This is a genomic window from Vreelandella jeotgali Hwa (assembly GCF_000334215.1).
Lineage (GTDB): Bacteria > Pseudomonadota > Gammaproteobacteria > Pseudomonadales > Halomonadaceae > Vreelandella > Vreelandella jeotgali.
In genome coordinates, this window is the sequence record NZ_AMQY01000014.1 from 199,737 (window position 1) to 217,796 (window position 18,060).

General features: G+C 62.5%; 14 protein-coding genes and 1 pseudogene. 9 read left to right on the forward strand and 6 right to left on the reverse strand.

Annotated features, from left to right (window positions below; all coding sequences use genetic code 11):
* The first annotated feature begins 6 nt into the window (after positions 1-6).
* On the forward strand, positions 7-456 hold the full coding sequence (locus tag C793_RS0106935; protein WP_017430218.1) for an NUDIX hydrolase: 450 nt from the start codon (positions 7-9) through the stop codon (positions 454-456).
* On the opposite strand, the gene C793_RS0106940 is transcribed toward C793_RS0106935, so the two are convergent.
* The 6 genes from C793_RS0106940 to C793_RS0106970 form a co-directional block, all read right to left on the reverse strand.
* The gene (locus C793_RS0106940) at positions 453-719 is read right to left on the reverse strand and encodes a DksA/TraR family C4-type zinc finger protein (protein ID WP_017430219.1); all 267 of its coding nucleotides are present in this window, start codon (positions 717-719) and stop codon (positions 453-455) included. The genes C793_RS0106935 and C793_RS0106940 overlap by 4 nt on opposite strands.
* A gap of 61 nt (positions 720-780) precedes the next feature.
* The gene (locus C793_RS0106945; RefSeq protein ID WP_017430220.1) at positions 781-2,106 is read right to left on the reverse strand and encodes an MFS transporter; all 1,326 of its coding nucleotides are present in this window, start codon (positions 2,104-2,106) and stop codon (positions 781-783) included.
* Between the two features lie 80 nt (positions 2,107-2,186).
* Entirely contained in the window at positions 2,187-3,779 is a 1,593-nt protein-coding gene (locus C793_RS0106950) for an MFS transporter (protein ID WP_017430221.1), read from the reverse strand.
* 239 nt (positions 3,780-4,018) lie between these two features.
* A complete protein-coding gene (gene narL / locus C793_RS0106955) occupies positions 4,019-4,696 on the reverse strand; it encodes a two-component system response regulator NarL (RefSeq protein ID WP_017430222.1) in 678 nt (225 codons plus the stop codon).
* Positions 4,693-6,540 (reverse strand): histidine kinase, encoded by a 1,848-nt coding sequence (locus C793_RS0106960; protein WP_017430223.1) that lies wholly within the window; start codon positions 6,538-6,540, stop codon positions 4,693-4,695. Before C793_RS0106960 ends, narL begins: the two co-directional genes overlap by 4 nt.
* 394 nt (positions 6,541-6,934) lie before the next feature.
* Positions 6,935-7,381, reverse strand: coding sequence for an RrF2 family transcriptional regulator (locus tag C793_RS0106970; RefSeq protein WP_017430225.1), 447 nt, complete (start codon positions 7,379-7,381; stop codon positions 6,935-6,937).
* Positions 7,382-7,570: 189 nt separating this feature from the next.
* Between C793_RS0106970 and C793_RS13630 the strand changes: the two are divergent.
* The 8 genes and pseudogenes from C793_RS13630 to C793_RS0107015 all read left to right on the forward strand — a co-directional run.
* Positions 7,571-8,314, forward strand: a pseudogene (locus tag C793_RS13630) (globin domain-containing protein); the annotation flags it as partial.
* 96 nt (positions 8,315-8,410) lie between these two features.
* A protein-coding gene (locus C793_RS14305; RefSeq protein ID WP_156804829.1) for an IS3 family transposase occupies positions 8,411-9,764 on the forward strand; the annotation gives its coding sequence in 2 pieces (ribosomal slippage) (positions 8,411-8,865 and positions 8,864-9,764; 1,356 coding nt in all).
* A complete protein-coding gene (locus C793_RS0106990; protein WP_083871905.1) occupies positions 9,765-10,178 on the forward strand; it encodes a ferredoxin reductase domain-containing protein in 414 nt (137 codons plus the stop codon). It abuts the gene before it with no gap.
* A gap of 191 nt (positions 10,179-10,369) precedes the next feature.
* Positions 10,370-14,146: a nitrate reductase subunit alpha gene (locus tag C793_RS0106995; protein ID WP_017430228.1), complete on the forward strand. Its 3,777-nt coding sequence runs from the start codon at positions 10,370-10,372 to the stop codon at positions 14,144-14,146.
* Positions 14,143-15,720 (forward strand): nitrate reductase subunit beta, encoded by a 1,578-nt coding sequence (gene narH, locus C793_RS0107000; RefSeq protein WP_017430229.1) that lies wholly within the window; start codon positions 14,143-14,145, stop codon positions 15,718-15,720. The genes C793_RS0106995 and narH overlap by 4 nt, the downstream gene beginning before the upstream one ends.
* Positions 15,713-16,504, forward strand: coding sequence for a nitrate reductase molybdenum cofactor assembly chaperone (gene narJ / locus C793_RS0107005; protein ID WP_017430230.1), 792 nt, complete (start codon positions 15,713-15,715; stop codon positions 16,502-16,504). Before narH ends, narJ begins: the two co-directional genes overlap by 8 nt.
* A gap of 12 nt (positions 16,505-16,516) precedes the next feature.
* Entirely contained in the window at positions 16,517-17,200 is a 684-nt protein-coding gene (gene narI, locus C793_RS0107010; protein ID WP_017430231.1) for a respiratory nitrate reductase subunit gamma, read from the forward strand.
* Between the two features lie 38 nt (positions 17,201-17,238).
* Positions 17,239-18,057 (forward strand): peptidylprolyl isomerase, encoded by an 819-nt coding sequence (locus C793_RS0107015; protein WP_026106165.1) that lies wholly within the window; start codon positions 17,239-17,241, stop codon positions 18,055-18,057.
* The last annotated feature ends 3 nt before the right edge of the window (positions 18,058-18,060 follow it).

Genomic DNA, 18,060 nt, shown 5'->3' on the forward strand with positions numbered 1-18,060 from the left:
AAAACAATGGCGGAGAGGCCACAACAGGCTCGGCAGGGCGATGACGTACAGCCGGTGCCGGCTGTCATCGCGGTGGTGGTCAACGGTGAAAATGTGCTGCTGGTGCAGCGATCCAAGCCGCCGGACGCCGGCTGCTGGGGATTTCCCGGCGTCAGGATCGAGCCGGGAGAGACGGTGTACGAGGCCGCCGTGCGCGAGCTGGAAGAAGAAACCGGACTAAACGCTGCCGCCGAACGCGTGCTCACCGCCATCGACGTGCTCGACCGTGATGCGCAGTCAGTGCTCAGGCATCATTTCGTGCTCGTGGCCGTGGTCTGCCGCGATCCGGTCGGCACCCTTGCCGCCGCCAGCGATGCCCTGGACGCCCGCTGGTTTGGGCTCGACGAGATCGACAACCCCGCTCTTGCCACTAGCCCGCGGGTACTGGAGCTGGCCGAGCAGGCCGTAGCAGGTTAGCGCAGCTGGCTGTCCTTGCTCGCCCGCCGATTGATGCCGCTTGAGGCAGCCTGATGCTTTTCCGCCTCGGCCTGGCAGTCAATGCACAGCTGCACGCCGGGGATGGCGTTGCGCCGCGCCGGAGGAATCGGCGCGTCGCATTCCTCGCAGTGTTCCGCCGAGTCGCCGGCGTGCAAGTCGCTTCTGGCGCGTTCCACGGCGTCTTCCACGCTGGCGTCAATCTGATCCTGTACGGCGCCGTCGCGCGCCCAGCCGCCTGCCATGATCCGCTCCTGATAGCCGTGAGTGTCACGGCTATCAGTATACCCGCGATCACGGTGTTCGTTAACGTGGCGTGGTGGGTGTCGTGTCCTGCACTTCGGGCAGGTAGCGATAGCGCTCGTCGTTGAGCTCGGGTAGCTGCCGGCGCTCCATGCGACGAATGGCAGCGTGCATCCAGATCAGGGAAATCGCCACCAGCACGAACAGCACCATGTAGGAGCTCGTCCAGATGCCGCTAAGGTCCAGCATGACGCCAAACAGGATGGGCAGGACAAAGCCACCGAGCCCGCCGATCATGCCGACCAGCCCGCCGACCGAGCCGACGTTGTTGGGGTAGTAGACCGGAATATGCTTGTAGACCGCCGCCTTGCCCAGCGACATGAAAAAGCCCAGCAGCATGGTGATGATCACCACACCCCAGAGCGGCATGGCCATGGAAAAGGCAATTTCACCTTCCTTGCCCTGGACCACGTAGCGGGTTTCCGGGTAGGCCAGCAGGAACAGGCAGACCAGCGAGGCAAAAAACGTCAGGTACATGATAACGCGGGCGCCATAGCGGTCGGATAGCCAGCCGCCAAAGGCGCGAAAAACGCTGGCGGGCAGGGCATACAGGGCCGTCAGGGTGCCGGCCAGCGCGATGCTGATGTCGTAGGCGCCGACGTAATAGCGCGGCAGGTAGGAAGCCAGCGCGACAAAGGCGCCGAAAACGAAAAAGTAGTACAGCGAAAAGCGCCATACCCGCAGCTGCTTGAGCGGTTCCAGCTGTTGGCGGAGCGATACGGCCTTGCCGCCCTGGCCGTGCCGAGCGCGGGTCAGCGGATCTTCCTGGGTGCCGAACCAGAAAATCAGTGCCACCACCGTGAGTATCACGGCGTAGACCACGGCAGTTTGCTCCCAGCCCAGCGCCAGCAGCAGGAAGGGCGCGCCGAAGTTGGTCACGGCGGCGCCGGCGTTGCCGGCACCGAAGATGCCCAGCGCCGTGCCCTGCTTTTCCTTTTCAAACCAGTAGGAGGTGTAGGCGATGCCGACGATAAACGAGCCGCCGGCCAGGCCTACGCCCAGCGCCGCGATGAGAAACATCGCATAGGATTCCACGTAGGACAGCAGAAAAATACAGGCCGCGGTGACCAGCATCAGCAGGCTGAAAACGCGCCGTCCGCCCAGCTGTTCGGTCCAGATACCCAGAAAGATACGGCTGATGGAGCCGGTCAGCACCGGCGTGGCGACCAGAGTGCCGAACTGGGTTTCGTTGAGGCCGAGATCCTGCTTGATCTTCACACCGATGATGGAAAAGATCGTCCAGACCGCGAAACAGGTCGTGAAGGCCAGGGTACTGAACGACAGCGCCCGGTATTGTTGAGAGCGAGTCACGCCCTTGAGATGTTCCATGATGTCACCTTCGAAAGATCTCTGAAAAAAAGGGGATGTGCCGGTTGCGGCTGGGCATCCCCGGGTTGGCTGCTGTGGTATCAGGGGTTTTTGACGTAGGCCTCGCGGCGCAGATAGAACCACCAGTTGATGACCAGGCAGGCGGCGTAAAAGACCGCAAAACCGTACATCGCCAGCTCAGGCGTGCCCGCCTTGATCTGCTCGCCCATGACCCGGGGAGCAATGAAGGCACCGTAGGCCGCCACGGCGGAGGTCCAGCCCAGCACCGGCCCCTTTTGCTGGATGTTGAAGATCACCCCGATGCTGCGGAACGTCGAACCGTTGCCGATGCCGCTGGCGGCAAACAGCACGATAAACAGCAGCAGAAACATCCAGAAATAGGGGTTGGGGTTGGTCGCGTTGTAGGCCAGCATCATCACGTAGCCCACCGCGGCGGATGCCACGACCATGATTACCGAAATGATCTGAGTGACCAGGGCGCCGCCGGTCTTGTCGGCAATCCAGCCGCCCACCGGGCGAATCAGCGCGCCGACGAACGGCCCCATCCACGCCCAGGTCAGCGCGCTGGGGGCATCCGGGTTGGCCACACGCGTGACCGTGCCGTCGGCGGCCACTTCCATCATGTTGCCGAAAATCACGGTAATCGAGAGCGGCAGGGCGGCGGAAAAGCCGATAAAGGAGCCGAAGGTGGCGGTGTAGATGACCGTCATCGCCCAGGTGTGCTTGTCGCGGAAGATGCGGTACTGCGTTTTGATGCTCGACTTGATGCCGCCGGGAAGCAGCAGCATCAGCCCCAGCGTGAGCAGGATAGTAACCGGCAGCGCGACCCACATGCTGACCCAGTCAAGCGCCACCATGCCGACCACCGAGGCAATGAGGCCGAGCATGTAGAGCCCGAAAATCTTGCCGAAGGCGGACAGCGGCGTGCCCGGAGACGGCGTGATCGAGCGCAGGTTGTTCATGCCGAACCAGCCGGCAAAGGCCAGCGGGATCAGAAATACCAGCCAGACGAGTCCGGCGTTCTGAATCCAGGTGTCGGTGCCGGCGTCAATGCGTCCGATCAGCGTGCCGCTGGCGCTTTCCAGCGCCATGGGACCGCCCGCCACGGCGCCGAATAGCCCCGTGGTCATCACCAGCGGAATCAGAATCTGCATGGTGGTGACGCCGAAGTTACCCAGCCCGGCGTTCATGCCCAGCGCGTAACCCTGCTGCTTTTTGGGGAAAAAGCTGGAGATGTTGCTCATGGAGCAGGCAAAGTTGCCGCCGCCGATCCCCGATAGCAGCGCCAGCAGCTGGAATACCCACAGCGGCGTGCCCGGGTTCATCAGCGCCATGCCGGTGCCCAGCGCCGGAATAATCAGCATCGCCGTGGTCAGGAAGATGGTATTGCGCCCGCCGGCGATGCGAATCATGAACGAGGCGGGAATGCGCAGGGTGGCGCCGGAAAGGCCGGCCAGCGCGGTCAGGGTAAAAAGCTCGTTGACCGTGAAGGCAAACCCCAGGTTTTGCATCTGGGTGGTGATCATGCCCCACATCAGCCAGACGGCAAAGCCCAGCAGCAGGCTGGGAATCGAGATCCACAGGTTGCGGGTGGCAACCCGCTTGCCGTCGCTTTCCCAGAAGTCGGGCGTTTCAATATCCCACTGGGTAATGTCGGCGTTCTTTCTGGTCATGGCGTATCTCCCTGGACACAAGTACGCGAAAAGCCGCGTTACAAGGCAAGATACGCACTGCCGGGGAGGGAAAAAACGGGGGGATCGAGGCCGTTATTCAGCCTGATATCTCTTTGGTGGTAGTTGTGATTGTTTCCCAGGTTTTTGTTTTTATTGACTTATAGACGAAAGTCGTCGTTCGGTCAGCGATGGCGGACTACCCTGCGGCTCTTTGGAGGTAACCCGCCTGACAGGGGCATTTAATGATCTGGCGCAAGTCCCTGCTGGACAGCCCAGACCGCCGCTTCTACCCGGGAACGCAGCCCGAGTTTTTTCAGCAGGTGTTTGACGTGGACCTTGACCGTTCCCTCGGTGATTGCCAACTCTCGGGCGATCAACTTGTTGGACATGCCCTCGGCGAGTTCGCGGAGGATTTCCCGTTCACGCCTGGTCAGGGCATCCAGGCCTGCCGGCGCGCCGGCAGGACGCTGGTTACGCAGCGCGCGCGCCAGCAGGCCGGTAAGGTCGTCGCTGATAGCCATTTGCCCTCGGGCGGCCTGGCGCAGCTGGTGCACCAGGTCCTCGGGCTCCATGTCCTTGAGCAGGTAGCCGTCGGCGCCGTTGCGCAGGGCATCCACCACGTTGTCTTCCTGGTCGGATACCGTGTACATGATGATGCGCCCGGCATAGCCGCCGGCGCGCAGTCGGCTGAGTAGCGCCAGGCCGTCGAGGTCGGGCATGTTGAGGTCCAGCAGCAGCATGTCCGGTTCCTGTTCGAGCGCCTGCGCCAGGCCCTCATGCGGGGAGCCGGTATCCGATACCAGCGTCAGGTCGTCTTCGACCTCCAGCAGCTGGCGTACGCCACGCCGCAGCAGGGGATGGTCGTCGATGACCATGAGAGTCGCCGGGGAATCGGTGACGTCAGCAGGGGTATTCATTCGCCTCCTTCCTTGATCAGTCGGTCGGCCTGTGGGGTCATGTCAAGATAGATACCGGTACCGCCCTGCGGCCGGTTGCGTGCGGTCAGCCGGGCGTCGATGTGGCGAGCCCGGTCGCGCATGATGATCAACCCGTAGTGCATGGGTGGAGAGCCGTCATCGGGCAGGCCGATACCGTCGTCTTCGATGCTGAGATGCAGTCGCGCCTGGCGGAACGTCAGGCTGACGCCAACCCAGTGGGGTCGGGCGTGTTTGACCGTGTTGGCCAGCGCTTCCCGGGTAATCTGCAGCAGATGGACTTCCTCGTTGGCGCTCAGCAGGTAGGGCGGCACCTGATACCTGAGCTCGATAGCAAAGCCCAGCCGCTGGCTGAACTCGTCAACGGTCTGCTCCAGTGCCGGCTGCAGGCCGGCTTTATCCAGCGACAGGCGAAAGGTGGTCAACAGCTCGCGTAGCTGGCGATAGGCGCTGCTGAGGCCTTCGCGCAGATCGCCGATCACCTCGGCCTGACGTTCGGCGGGCAGGTCCTTCGCCTGCATGCGTTCCAGCCGCGCCACCTGCATCTTGAGATACGACAGCGACTGCGCCAGGGAATCGTGGAGCTCCCGGGCGATGATGGTGCGCTCTCGGATCAGCGACAGCTGCTGCTGCTCTTCGATGCGCTGTTCGAGATAGATGGCGTTGGCCAGCTGGTCGGCCAGCGTTTTAAGCAGCTGGCGGGTGGACGGCGCCGGCTCGCGGGTATAGCGGACGGTCAGATAGCCCAGATTCAGGCGGCCGGCTTTTACCGGGAGCACCAGCGCCCGGGCGTCGTCCGTTGCGGCATCGGGCTCCCGGCCGTCCGGCGTCAGGCAGGCAAAGCAGGCCAGGTCGCGGCAGTAGAGCGGGCGCTCGGGAGAGTGGGTCGCCAGGATATCCATGTCGCTACCGTCGTGGGCATTGTGCAGCGACAGCACCATGGGGCCGATATCCAGCACTTCTTCCAGCTGGCGCAGCAGCGGCGCGGCGCTGGCGCAAAGGTCGTTGCCGCCGCCGTAAAGCGCGTGGCTGCTGTCGTGGATAATCTGCAGGGCGTGGTTGTGGCGTTCCAGCTCGGCGGTTTTTTGTGCCACCCGGTCTTCCAGCGCCTGGTAGCTGATATCCAGCTCGCCGGCCATGTGATCCAGCGTGCGCCCCAGCTGACCCAGCTCGTTGGCGCTGGTAAAGCGGCTGCGCTGGTCAAAGCGGCGCTGGCCGAAGGCTCGGCTGAGAGCCGTCAGCCGGTGCAGTGGCCGGGCCAGATTGCGGCGCATATCCACCAGCGCCACCAGTAGAAAGAGGGCAATCAGGCCCAGAAAGAGTCCCTGAATCCGGCTCATCAGGCTGATGCGTTTTTCGGTGGCGCGTTCGCGCAGGCCGACAAAGTGATCAATCTGCGCGATAAAGGCGTTGAGCCTGGCCCTGGCCCGGGCGACCGGCTGCGGTTGATGGTCGCGCGCGGCGTTGACGGCGGGCACGATCTCCTCGCTGAAGCGTTCGCGCAGCTTGGCCAGCGCGGCATTGGCGCTCTGGGCAGCCTCACGGCCGATCAGGCCGTAGTGGGGTTGCGCTTCCAGGGTAGCGCTTGCCAGCTTGACCTCCAGCGCCCGGGTCAGGCGTACAGGGTCGGTCCTGGCGCTTTGTACGGCGGTGATGACGCGGGCACTCGCCAGCCGCAGCGCACCGGCATCGTTGATGGCTTCGGCGTGGCCCTGGGTGCTTTGCGCCATGACCACCGTGAGGCCGATGCTGGCCAGCGCCAGGCTGCTGATCAGCACCAGAAAAGCGATAATGCGTGCAACCAGCGAATGCCGTAAGGCGTTCATGAAGCTCCTGTCGATATGCAATACCCGTCGATATGAAAGACCTGCCACCGATATGCAGGACCCGCCAATGGCGCGTTGGTGTAGCGCGGTTTTAACCCGTCCTTAACGGGGTCACCGGCGTAGTGTATTACGTCCGAGGAAGTAGAAGAAGTATCAAGGCTATCGCTTTAGGCCAGGAAGCCCGGGATGGATGACTTGTGTGAGATAACCATTTTGCTTCACGGCATGATCATGATGTTGAAGGCCGAAGGGGGTACCGGGCAGGGCTATCGCAGTTAAAAAATCAGGGCTTGCTGAGTTTTTTGCGTCAACCAATCATCAAGTACTTAGCAATGTTTGACCACGATATTCAGACACGCTTATGCCATCTGCGATAGCCCTGGGGTACCGGGGATCAGATATTGACCGCTGGAATTTTCATCAGTTTTGCCAGCTCGGCGCTGCGGCCGTCGAGGAGGTCGGCCAGGGTATAGCCATCGAGCACGCCGAGGAAGGCGTCGAGCGCTTCGGCAAGTATCGGCTGCAGCCGGCAGAAAGGCGTGATGACGCAGGCATTATCGTCGCGGAAGCATTCGACCAGCGCCATTTCCTGTTCGGTCGCGCGCACGACCTCGCCCAGGTTGATGCTTTCCGGCGACCGGTCGAGTAGCAGCCCGCCGTTTTTGCCGCGCATGGCCTTGAGGTAGCCTTTCTGGTTCAGGTCCTGAACGATTTTCATCAGGTGGTTACGCGATATGTGAAAGGTCTCGGCGATTTCGCTGATGGTCGAGCGCTCTTCCCCTTTGGTGGCCAGGTAGAGCAGCACGCGAACGGAGTAGTCGGTAAAGCGCGTCAAATGCATAGCACATCGCCTGAAAAAATCGTCAGCGCCCATTGTACGGCCTTTGGCGTATTTTGCTAACGATCGACCGGAGACGCACGCCGGCATCTGTGGTGGTAAATTGTCGCGGAGTCTTGCTTGCGGGATCGCGGCCTGGTATCTTTAAGGTGCATTTTATATGCATCTTAAAAGACAGATTAACGAGGCAACATGCTTACCCAGGCACAGGAACAGATTATCGAAACCACCGCACCGGTGGTCGCCGAACATCTTGACGCTATTACCCAGCGCTTTTACCCGCTCATGTTCGAACGCTATCCCGAAGTAGCGTCGCTGTTCAACCAGGCGCATCAGCAGGACGGCGGGCAGCCTCGGGCGTTGGCCGGAGCCATTCTGGCTTACGTCAAGCTCCGTCAGACGCCGGAAACGGCCCGGCAAACGCTGGAAACCGTGGTCAACAAGCATGTGTCGCTGGATATTCAGCCCGATCAGTATCCGATTGTCGGCGAGTGCCTGATGGCGGCGATCGGCGAGGTGCTGGGCGAGGCGGTAACGCCCGATGTCGCCGACGCCTGGACGGCGCTGTACAACGAGCTCGCCGGGCTTTTGATCGAGCTGGAAGAGCAGCGTTATCAGGCGTTTGCCGATCGTCACGGCGGCTGGCGCGGCACCCGTCGCTTTCGCATTGCCGATACCCGCCAGGAAAGCCGTGTCATCCGTTCGTTTATTCTCGAACCGGAAGACGGCGGCGCGGTCGCCGAGCATGCTCCGGGGCAGTTTATTGGCGTCAAGCTCGAGATCGACGGCAAGCCGGTCTATCGCCACTACAGCCTGTCCGACGTGCCCAACGGGCGCAGCTATCGCGTGTCGATCAAGCGCGAGCCCGGAGGCGTTGCCAGCGGTTATTTCCACGACCGCCTGGACGTGGGCGATACGGTCGAGCTGCTGCCCCCGGCGGGCGAGCTGACGCTGGCTCAGGGAGAAGAGCCACTGCTGCTGGTGAACTGCACCCCGAAAGTTGGACATCATCCAACCTTCGGGGTGTTTTTGATGGCGAAATATGACGAGAGCTTCAAGCTGCGGGTTATTCAGCAGTGTTTACGCGAGGACATCAGCCAGGGGGAAGTGGCTCGCCAGTATGGCGTGGATGTGTCCACCATCCGGCAATGGCTGGCAACCTATCGACAGCATGGCGTGTCGGGCCTGCGCAAGAAGTACAGTCACCACAGTGCGGCCTTCAAGCGGGAGGTGCTTGAGCGAATGTGGCGGGATGGCTTGTCACAACGCCAGGCTGCGGCCCTGTTCGATATCCGTGAGCGCAGCGCTATTGGCAGATGGGAGCGTCAGTACCATAGTGGGGGTCTGACTGCCCTGGAACCTCAGCGCAAAGGACGCCGCCCGATGTCAAAGAAGCCTCCTTCACCGCCCCTACCTGATAAAGAGCGCTCTCAAGAGGCGTTGCTGAAAGAACTCGCCTACCTGCGTGCCGAGAACGCCTATCTAAAAAGCTCGATGCCTTGATCCAGGCAGAGCAGGACGTGGCGCGAGGCAAAAAGCGCAAGTCGTCCAGGGATTAAGGCATGAGCACACCCTCGCCTTGCTGCTGCGAGCGGCCGGTCTCTCGCGCAGCACGTTTTACTATCAACGCAAGGCCCAGAACACCGGTGACAAATACGCGGCTCTGAAAACGCGTATACGCCAAATCTACGACCACCATCGGGGGCGTTACGGTTACCGTCGCATCACCGCGGCCTTGAAACAGGCGGGCGAGACAGTCAACCACAAGACCGTGCAGCGACTGATGAAGAGTCTGGGCCTGAGGTCACTGGTACGCCGAAAACGATACCGATCCTATCGAGGAAGCGCAGGACGAATCGCGCCCAATCTGCTCGATCGTCAGTTCCAGGCACAACGTCCGAACCAGAAGTGGGTCACCGATATCACGGAGTTCAGCGTCAACGGCCAGAAGCTCTATCTATCGCCGGTCATGGATCTCTATAACGGCGAAATCGTGGCCTACCAGACCGGCAAGCGCCCCGTGCTCTCCCTGGTGATCGATATGATGCACAAGGCGTTGACTCGGTTGGAGCCAGCGGACAAGCCGCAGCTGCACTCCGATCAAGGCTGGCATTATCAGCACCCGGCTTACCGGCGCTTGCTGAAGGAGCGATCCCTGATTCAAAGCATGTCACGTAAAGGCAACTGCCTGGACAATGCAGCGATGGAGAGCTTTTTTGGCACCCTCAAGGCCGAGTACTTTTATCTGAATCGGTTCGAGACGCTTGAGCAACTGCAGCGAGGACTCGACCACTACATCCACTACTATAATCACGAACGCATTAAGTTGACGCTAAAAGGCCTGAGCCCTGTGCAGTACAGGACTCAGGCCTTGGGTGCCAGCTAAATGAACCGTCCAACTTTATGGGGTCAGTTCATGGTCAGCGGCGGAGTAGGGCAGACGCCGCTGTTGCCCATGGCGCGTCAGGCGCTGGCCGAAGGCCGCCAGGTGACCTACGTGCATGCGGCGCTGGATGCCGAGCACCACGCCTTCGCCGATGCGCTGGATACCCTTGAGGCGACGTACCCCGACGCCCTCAGGACGCTGACCGTGTACGAAAACGATGATGGCGCCGATCACCGTGGCTGGATCGATCATGCACTGTTGGCAACCTGCCTGCCCGCCAGCGCGCGCTGTTACTTTGTCGGCCCCCACGGTTTCATGGAGACGGTCAACCGAGAGCTGTCACAGCTGGGCGTGCCCGACACCCATCGCCACTACGAATACTTTGGTCCCGCCAGGACCCTGACCGCAGCCTGATAACGCCTCTTGGCAGGCTTTTTTACCGGCCCCTATCCCCTAAGTGGTAGGGGGCGATTATATGGAGGTAACCGGGCAGAAATCACCCGTTTGATCCGGCAAAATCGATCTCAAGGTACCTGCAACCAGGTAATTGCTTTGACTCCAGCTTTTTGACGAAAGCTGTTCATTAAAAGCCAGGGAGATCGACCATGAGTCATTTCATTGACCGGCTGAATTTTTTTCGCAAGACACGCGAGCCGTTTGCCGATGACCACGGCGAGCTGCGCCGGGAATCCCGCGAGTGGGAAGATGGCTATCGCCGCCGCTGGCAGCACGACAAGATCGTGCGCTCGACCCACGGCGTCAACTGCACCGGCTCGTGCAGCTGGAAGATCTACGTCAAGAACGGCCTGGTGACCTGGGAAACCCAGCAGACCGACTATCCCCGGACTCGCCCCGACCTGCCCAACCACGAACCTCGCGGCTGCCCGCGCGGGGCGAGCTATTCCTGGTACATGTACAGCGCCAACCGCCTCAAGTATCCGCTGATCCGCAAGCCGCTGCTCAAGCTCTGGCGCGAGGTGCTGGCCGAGAAGCAGGACCCGGTGGACGCCTGGGCGGCGATTGTCGAAGACCCGGCGCGCACGCGGGAATACAAGCGCGCCCGGGGCATGGGTGGCCTTGTACGTGCCGACTGGGACGAGCTCAACGAAATCATCGCCGCGTCCAACGTCTACACCGCCAAGCAGTACGGGCCGGACCGCATTATCGGCTTTTCGCCGATTCCGGCGATGTCGATGATCTCCTACGCCTCCGGCGCGCGCTATCTATCGCTGATCGGCGGCGTCTGCCTGTCGTTCTACGACTGGTACTGCGACCTGCCGCCCGCCAGCCCGCAAACCTGGGGCGAGCAGACCGACGTGCCGGAATCCGCCGACTGGTACAACTCCGGCTACCTCATCGCCTGGGGCTCCAACGTGCCCCAGACCCGCACGCCGGATGCCCACTTTTTTACCGAGGTGCGCTACAAGGGCACCAAGACGGTTTCCATCTGCCCGGATTATTCCGAAGTCTCCAAGCTCACCGACGAGTGGATGTCGGCCAAGCAGGGCACCGACGCCGCGCTGGCGCTGGCCATGGGCCATGTGATTCTCAAGGAATTTCACCTCGATAACCCCAGCGCCTATTTCACCGACTATGTGCGTCGCTATACCGATATGCCCTGCCTGGTCGAGCTGGAAGCGCGCGAAGACGGCAGCTACGCCGCCGGTCGGCAGATGCGCGCCAGCGACTTCGATAACAGCCTGGGCCAGGACAACAATCCCGAGTGGAAAACCCTGGTCTGGGACGAAAAGCGCGACCAGCTGGTGGTACCGCAGGGGTCCATCGGCTTCCGCTGGGGCGAGGACGAAGAGCAGCGCGGCAAGTGGAACCTGGAGTCGCTGGACGCCGACGGCGTTGAGCTGGCGCCGCTGCTGAGCCTGGGCGAGCGTCGCGATGACGTGGCCCGGGTAGCGTTCCCGTACTTCGGCGGCATCGAGCGCAAGCACTTTGAAAGCGTCAGAAACGAAGGCACTCACGACGAGATTCTCTACCACAGCCTGCCGGTCAAGCGGCTGAAGAAAGCCGACGGCACCGAGGTATTGACCACCACCGTTTTTGACCTGATGTGCGCCAACTACGGCATCGACCGCGGCTTTGGCCCTGAAGGTGAAGACGACGGCGCCACCGACTACGCCCAGATTCGCCCCTATACCCCGGCGTGGCAGGAAAAGATCACCGGCGTAGCCGCCGACCAGGCGATCCGCATTGCCCGGGAGTTTGCCGATAACGCGCACAAGACCAGCGGCCGCTCGATGATCATCGTCGGGGCCGGCATGAACCACTGGTACCACATGGACATGAACTACCGCGGCCTGATCAACATGCTGATCATGTGCGGCTGCGTGGGGCAGAGCGGCGGCGGCTGGTCGCACTACGTGGGTCAGGAAAAATTGCGCCCGCAGACCGGCTGGCTGCCGTTGGCCTTCGGTCTCGACTGGCAGCGCCCGCCACGCCACATGAACGGCACCTCGTTTTTCTACAACCATTCCAGCCAGTGGCGTTACGAAAAGCTGGAAATCAAGGAGCTGCTCTCGCCGCTGGCCAAGGCCGAGGACTACGCCGGCAATCTGATCGACTACAACGTCCGCGCCGAGCGCATGGGCTGGCTGCCGTCCGCGCCCCAGCTCAATACCAACCCGCTGCATCTCGCCGGCGAGGCGGAAAAGGCCGGCATGAGCACGTCGGACTACGTGGTCAACCAGTTGAAAACCGGTGCGCTGCAGTTTGCCGCGGAAGACCCGGACAACGAGCAGAACTTCCCGCGTAACCTCTTTGTCTGGCGCTCGAACCTGCTGGGCAGCTCGGGCAAGGGCCACGAGTACATGCTCAAGTATCTGCTGGGCACCCGCCACGGTATCCAGGGCAAGAACCTGGGCGAGGCCGGCGCGCACAAGCCCGAAGAGGTCAAGTGGCATGATGAAGCGCCGGAAGGCAAGGTCGATCTGCTGGTGACGCTGGACTTCCGCATGTCTACCACCTGCCTGTATTCCGACATCGTGCTGCCCACGGCGACCTGGTACGAGAAAAACGACCTCAACACCTCGGATATGCACCCCTTCATCCACCCGCTCACCGCGGCCACCGACCCGGCGTGGGAGTCGCGCAGCGACTGGGAAATCTACAAGGGTATCGCCCGGGCGTTTTCCAAAGCCTGCGTGGGCCATCTGGGCGAAGAAACCGACCTGGTGACGCTGCCCATGCAGCACGACTCCCCGGGGGAGCTGGCGCAAACCGCCGTGCTCGACTGGAAGAAGGGCGAGTGCGAGCCCATGCCCGGCAAGACCATGCCCAAGCTGGTGGAGGTCAAGCGCAACTACCCGGAAACCTACGAGCGTTTCACCTCGATCGGTCCGCTGCTGGAAAACGTGGGCAATGGCGGCAAGGGCATCAACTGGCAAACCGAGTCCGAAGTCGATCTGTTGGGCAAGCTGAACCACCGCAAGCTCGACGGTCCAGCGAAAGGCCAGCCGCGTCTGGACAGCGCCATCGACGCCGCCGAGATGATCCTGACGCTGGCGCCGGAAACCAACGGCCAGGTAGCGGTCAAGGCCTGGGGTGAAATGTCGAAAATGACCGGCCGCGACCATACCCATCTGGCCAGGCCCAAGGAAGACGAGAAGATCCGCTTCCGCGACGTGGTGGCGCAGCCGCGCAAGATCATTTCCAGCCCCACCTGGTCGGGCCTCGAAGACGAGCACGTCTCCTACAACGCCGGCTACACCAACGTCCACGAGCTGATTCCGTGGCGCACGCTGAGCGGCCGCCAGCAGCTCTACCAGGACCATCCGTGGATGCGCGCTTTCGGCGAAAGCCTGCTGGTCTATCGTCCGCCCATCGACACCAAGGCGGCGGTGAGCGTTTCCGAGCCTCAGAGCAACGGCAACCCGGAAATCGCGCTCAACTTCCTGACGCCGCACCAGAAATGGGGGATTCACTCCACCTACTCGGACAACCTGCTGATGCAGACGCTGTCCCGCGGCGGGCCGATTATCTGGATGTCGGAAGACGACGCCCAGTCCATCGGCGTGGAAGACAACGACTGGATCGAGGCCTACAACGCCAACGGCGCGATTGCCGCTCGGGCGGTGGTCAGCCAGCGGGTCAAGAGCGGCATGGTGATGATGTATCACGCCCAGGAACGCATCGTGAACATCCCCGGCTCCGAAGTGACCGGCACCCGGGGCGGTATTCACAACTCGGTCACCCGAGTGTGCCCCAAACCTACCCACATGATCGGCGGCTACGCCCAGCTGTCGTACAGCTTCAACTACTACGGCACCGTGGGCTCCAACCGCGATGAATTTGTGCTGGTGCGCCGCATGCACCGCATCGACTGGCTCGACGGTGAAAACAACGACTACGTTCAGGAGGCCGTGAAATGAAGATTCGTTCCCAGGTCGGCATGGTCTTGAATCTCGACAAGTGCATCGGCTGTCATACCTGCTCGGTGACGTGCAAGAACGTCTGGACCAGTCGTGAAGGCGTGGAATACGCCTGGTTCAACAACGTCGAAACCAAGCCCGGCATCGGCTACCCGAAAGAGTGGGAAAACCAGGCCAAGTGGAAGGGCGGCTGGATGCGCGGCCAGGACGGCAGGATCAAGCCGCGCATCGGCGGCAAATGGCGGGTGCTGGCGAATATCTTCGCCAACCCCGATCTGCCCGAGATCGACGACTACTACGAGCCGTTCACCTTCGACTACCAGCACCTGCACAACGCCAGACAGGGTGAGCACCAGCCCACCGCGCGGCCGCGCTCGCTGATTTCCGGCCAGCGCATGAACAAGGTGGAGTGGGGCCCCAACTGGGAGGAAATCCTCGGCACCGAGTTTGCCAAACGCCGCAAGGACATGAACTTCGAGAAGGTGCAGGCCGATATCTACGGCCAGTTTGAAAACACCTTCATGATGTATCTGCCCCGGCTGTGCGAGCACTGCCTGAACCCCACCTGCGTGGCTTCCTGCCCCAGCGGGGCGATCTACAAGCGCGAAGAAGATGGCATCGTGCTGATCGACCAGGACAAATGCCGCGGCTGGCGGATGTGTATTTCCGGCTGCCCGTACAAGAAAATCTACTACAATTGGAAGTCGGGCAAGTCCGAGAAGTGCATCTTCTGCTACCCGCGCATCGAGGCCGGCCAGCCCACGGTGTGCTCGGAAACCTGCGTGGGTCGCATCCGCTATCTGGGCGTGCTGCTCTACGACGCCGACCGCATCGAAGAGGTCGCCAGCACCCCCGACGAGCAGGACCTTTACCACCGCCAGCGCGAGATCTTTCTCGATCCGAACGATCCCGAGGTTATCGCCCAGGCGAAGCAGGACGGCATCAAGGACAACGTCATCCACGCCGCCCAGGCGTCGCCGGTGTACAAGCTGGCGATGGACTGGGGCCTGGCGCTGCCGCTGCACCCCGAATACCGCACCCTGCCCATGGTGTGGTACGTGCCGCCGCTGTCGCCGATTCAGTCCGCCGCCGAGGCCGGCGACGTGGCGTTTGATGGCATCATGCCGCGGATCGAGTCGCTGCGTATTCCGGTGAAGTATCTGGCCAATATGCTCACGGCGGGCGAAGAAGCCCCCGTGGTGCTGGCGCTCAAGCGGCTGATGGCGATGCGCCTGTATATGCGCGGCAAGCACGTGGAAGGCAACCCCGACGTCGAGGTGCTGAAAGACGTGGGGCTTACCGAAGCCCAGGTCGAGGATATGTACCGCTATCTGGCGATTGCCAACTACGAAGACCGCTTCGTGATTCCCACCAGCCACCGGGAACTGGCCACCGATGCCTTCCCCGAGCGCGGCGGCTGCGGCTTCAGCTTCGGCGACGGCTGCCACGGCGAGAGCGAACCCAGCCTGTTCAACGGCAGCTCGACCACCTCAACGCTGGTCAAGCCGGTGGATGTCTACGACCCGCAGGAGAATCCGCCGTCGGAAACCAAGCTGGAGGTGCCCCATGAGTAATGCCGCTGCCTATAGCCCCGATGCCGCTGGCGCTGCGGGGCCGGGGGCCGGCGCCGATATGCTCAGCCTGCGGGTGCTGGCCCGGCTGCTGGACTATCCCACCGCCGAACTGCAGGAAGCTGCCGGCGAGATGATCGAGATCATCCACGCCGAGCGCCGCTGGCCGGTAGCGCGGCGGCGCACGCTGATGGACTGGTGCCAGCGCATCGCCGATGCCGAGCTGCTGGAGCTGCAGGCCGAATACGTCGAGCTGTTCGACAAGGGCAAGGCGACGTCGCTGCTGCTGTTCGAGCACGTTCACGGCGAATCCCGGGATCGCGGCCAGGCGATGGTCGATCTGATGAACGAGTACGAAAACGCCGGCTTTGAGCTGGATGCCCGGGAGCTGCCCGACTACCTGCCGCTGTTTCTGGAGTACCTCTCGACCCGCGACGAAGACGCCATCGGCCGCTGGCTGGGCGAAATCCGCCATATCCTCGCGCTGCTGGCGGCGCGCATGGAAGAGCGCGAAGCCGACCATGCGCTGGTGCCGCTGGGGCTGCTGGCGCTGATCGGCGCCGAGGGGGACGTCGAAGCTCATCGCGATACGGCGCGCACCGAGGAACCCGACGATACGCCCGATGCGCTGGATGCGGTCTGGGAAGAAGAAGCGGTGAGCTTTACCGCCGACTCCGACCAGGATTGCGCGCTGCAGTCGGCGGAGGGCCGCCGGCTGGCCGAGCGCAAGCGCGAGACGCCCAGCGATCCCGTGACCATCATGCCGTCAGGCCCGTCCGCTGGCTAAAGGAGATTCGCCATGTTTATGGAATACCTGCAACATCTGATTTATGGCTACTATCCGTATCTGGCGGGTACGGTGTTTCTGGTCGGCAGCCTGCTGCGCTATGACCAGGGGCAGTACACCTGGAAGACCGGCTCCAGCCAGATGCTCTCGTCGAAGAACATGCGCCTGGCGAGCAACGTCTTCCACATCGGCATTCTGGTGATCTTTTTCGGTCACCTGTTCGGCATGCTCACGCCGCACTGGGCCTACGCGCCCTTTATCAGCGCCGGCGCCAAGCAGGTCGTGGCGATTGTCATCGGCGGCATTGCCGGGGTCATGGTGCTGATCGGCGGCGGCATGCTGCTTTACCGCCGCCTGACCAACCCGCGCGTCAAGGCATCTTCCAGCGTCATGGATACCCTGATCCTGGCGATTCTGGTGGTGCAGGGGGCGCTGGGCGTTACCACCGTGTTCTTCTCGCTGGGCCATCTGGACGGCGCCATGATGCTGACGCTGGCGTCCTGGGCGCAGTCCATCGTGTTTTTCAGCGGCGGCGCGGCAGATTACATGGCCGACGTGGCCTGGATCTACAAGCTCCACGTTTTCCTCGGCCTGACAATCATCCTGCTGTTTCCGTTTACGCGGCTGGTCCACGTCTGGAGCGTTCCGTTCGGCTACGTCACGCGGCGCTATCAGCTGGTGCGTAAACGCGGCTAGGAGTCGCCAGTGCAGACAGAGGGGGAAAACGTATGTCGATGCAGATGATTGATGTTGAACAGCTGCCGGGGGCCACCGTGCCCCCGCCGGTGAGCGTCGGCGGGCGCGAAATCAGCGAGGCCGATATCGCCGCCGAAATGCAGTATCACCCCGCGGACAGCGCCGGTAGCGCCCAGCTGAAAGCCGCCCGGGCGCTGGTGGTGCGCGAGCTTTTGCACCAGCGCGCCCAGGCGCTCGGGCTGGCCGCGCCGGATAGCGAAGCCGACGTGGTCGATGACGCCATCGCCGAGTTGCTGGAGGCCGAGCTGGCCGTGCCCGAGCCGTCGGCAGATGACTGTCGGCGCTTTCATGCTGCTCACCCCGAGCGCTTCAGCCAGCCGGTACAGATGGATGTGCGCCATATTCTGCTGGCTGCGCCGCCGGACGACGCCGAAGCCCGGGACGCCCAGTACCACAAGGGCATGGCGCTGCTCGACAAGCTGGCCGAATCGCCCGAGCGCATGGCCGAGCTGGCCCAGCGCTATTCCGACTGCCCGTCCCGGGATGACGGGGGCGAGCTCGGTCGCCTCGGCCCCGGGCAAACCGTGGCCGAGCTGGACCGCGCGCTCAAGCACCTGCCGGAAGGCCTGCACGACCGGCCGCTGGCGTCGCGCTACGGCTGGCACCTGCTCATGGTCGATCATCGGGAAGAAAGTCGCCGGCTGCCCTACGAGGCGGTAACCGAGCAGGTGCGGTTGAGCCTCCACGAGCAGGCCACCCGGCGCGGCCTGCGCCACTACCTGCTGGCGCTGGAAAGCGATATCGGCGTGGCCGGCGTGGCGCTTGACGACGATAGCGGCGGTAGCCTGATGCGCTAGGCG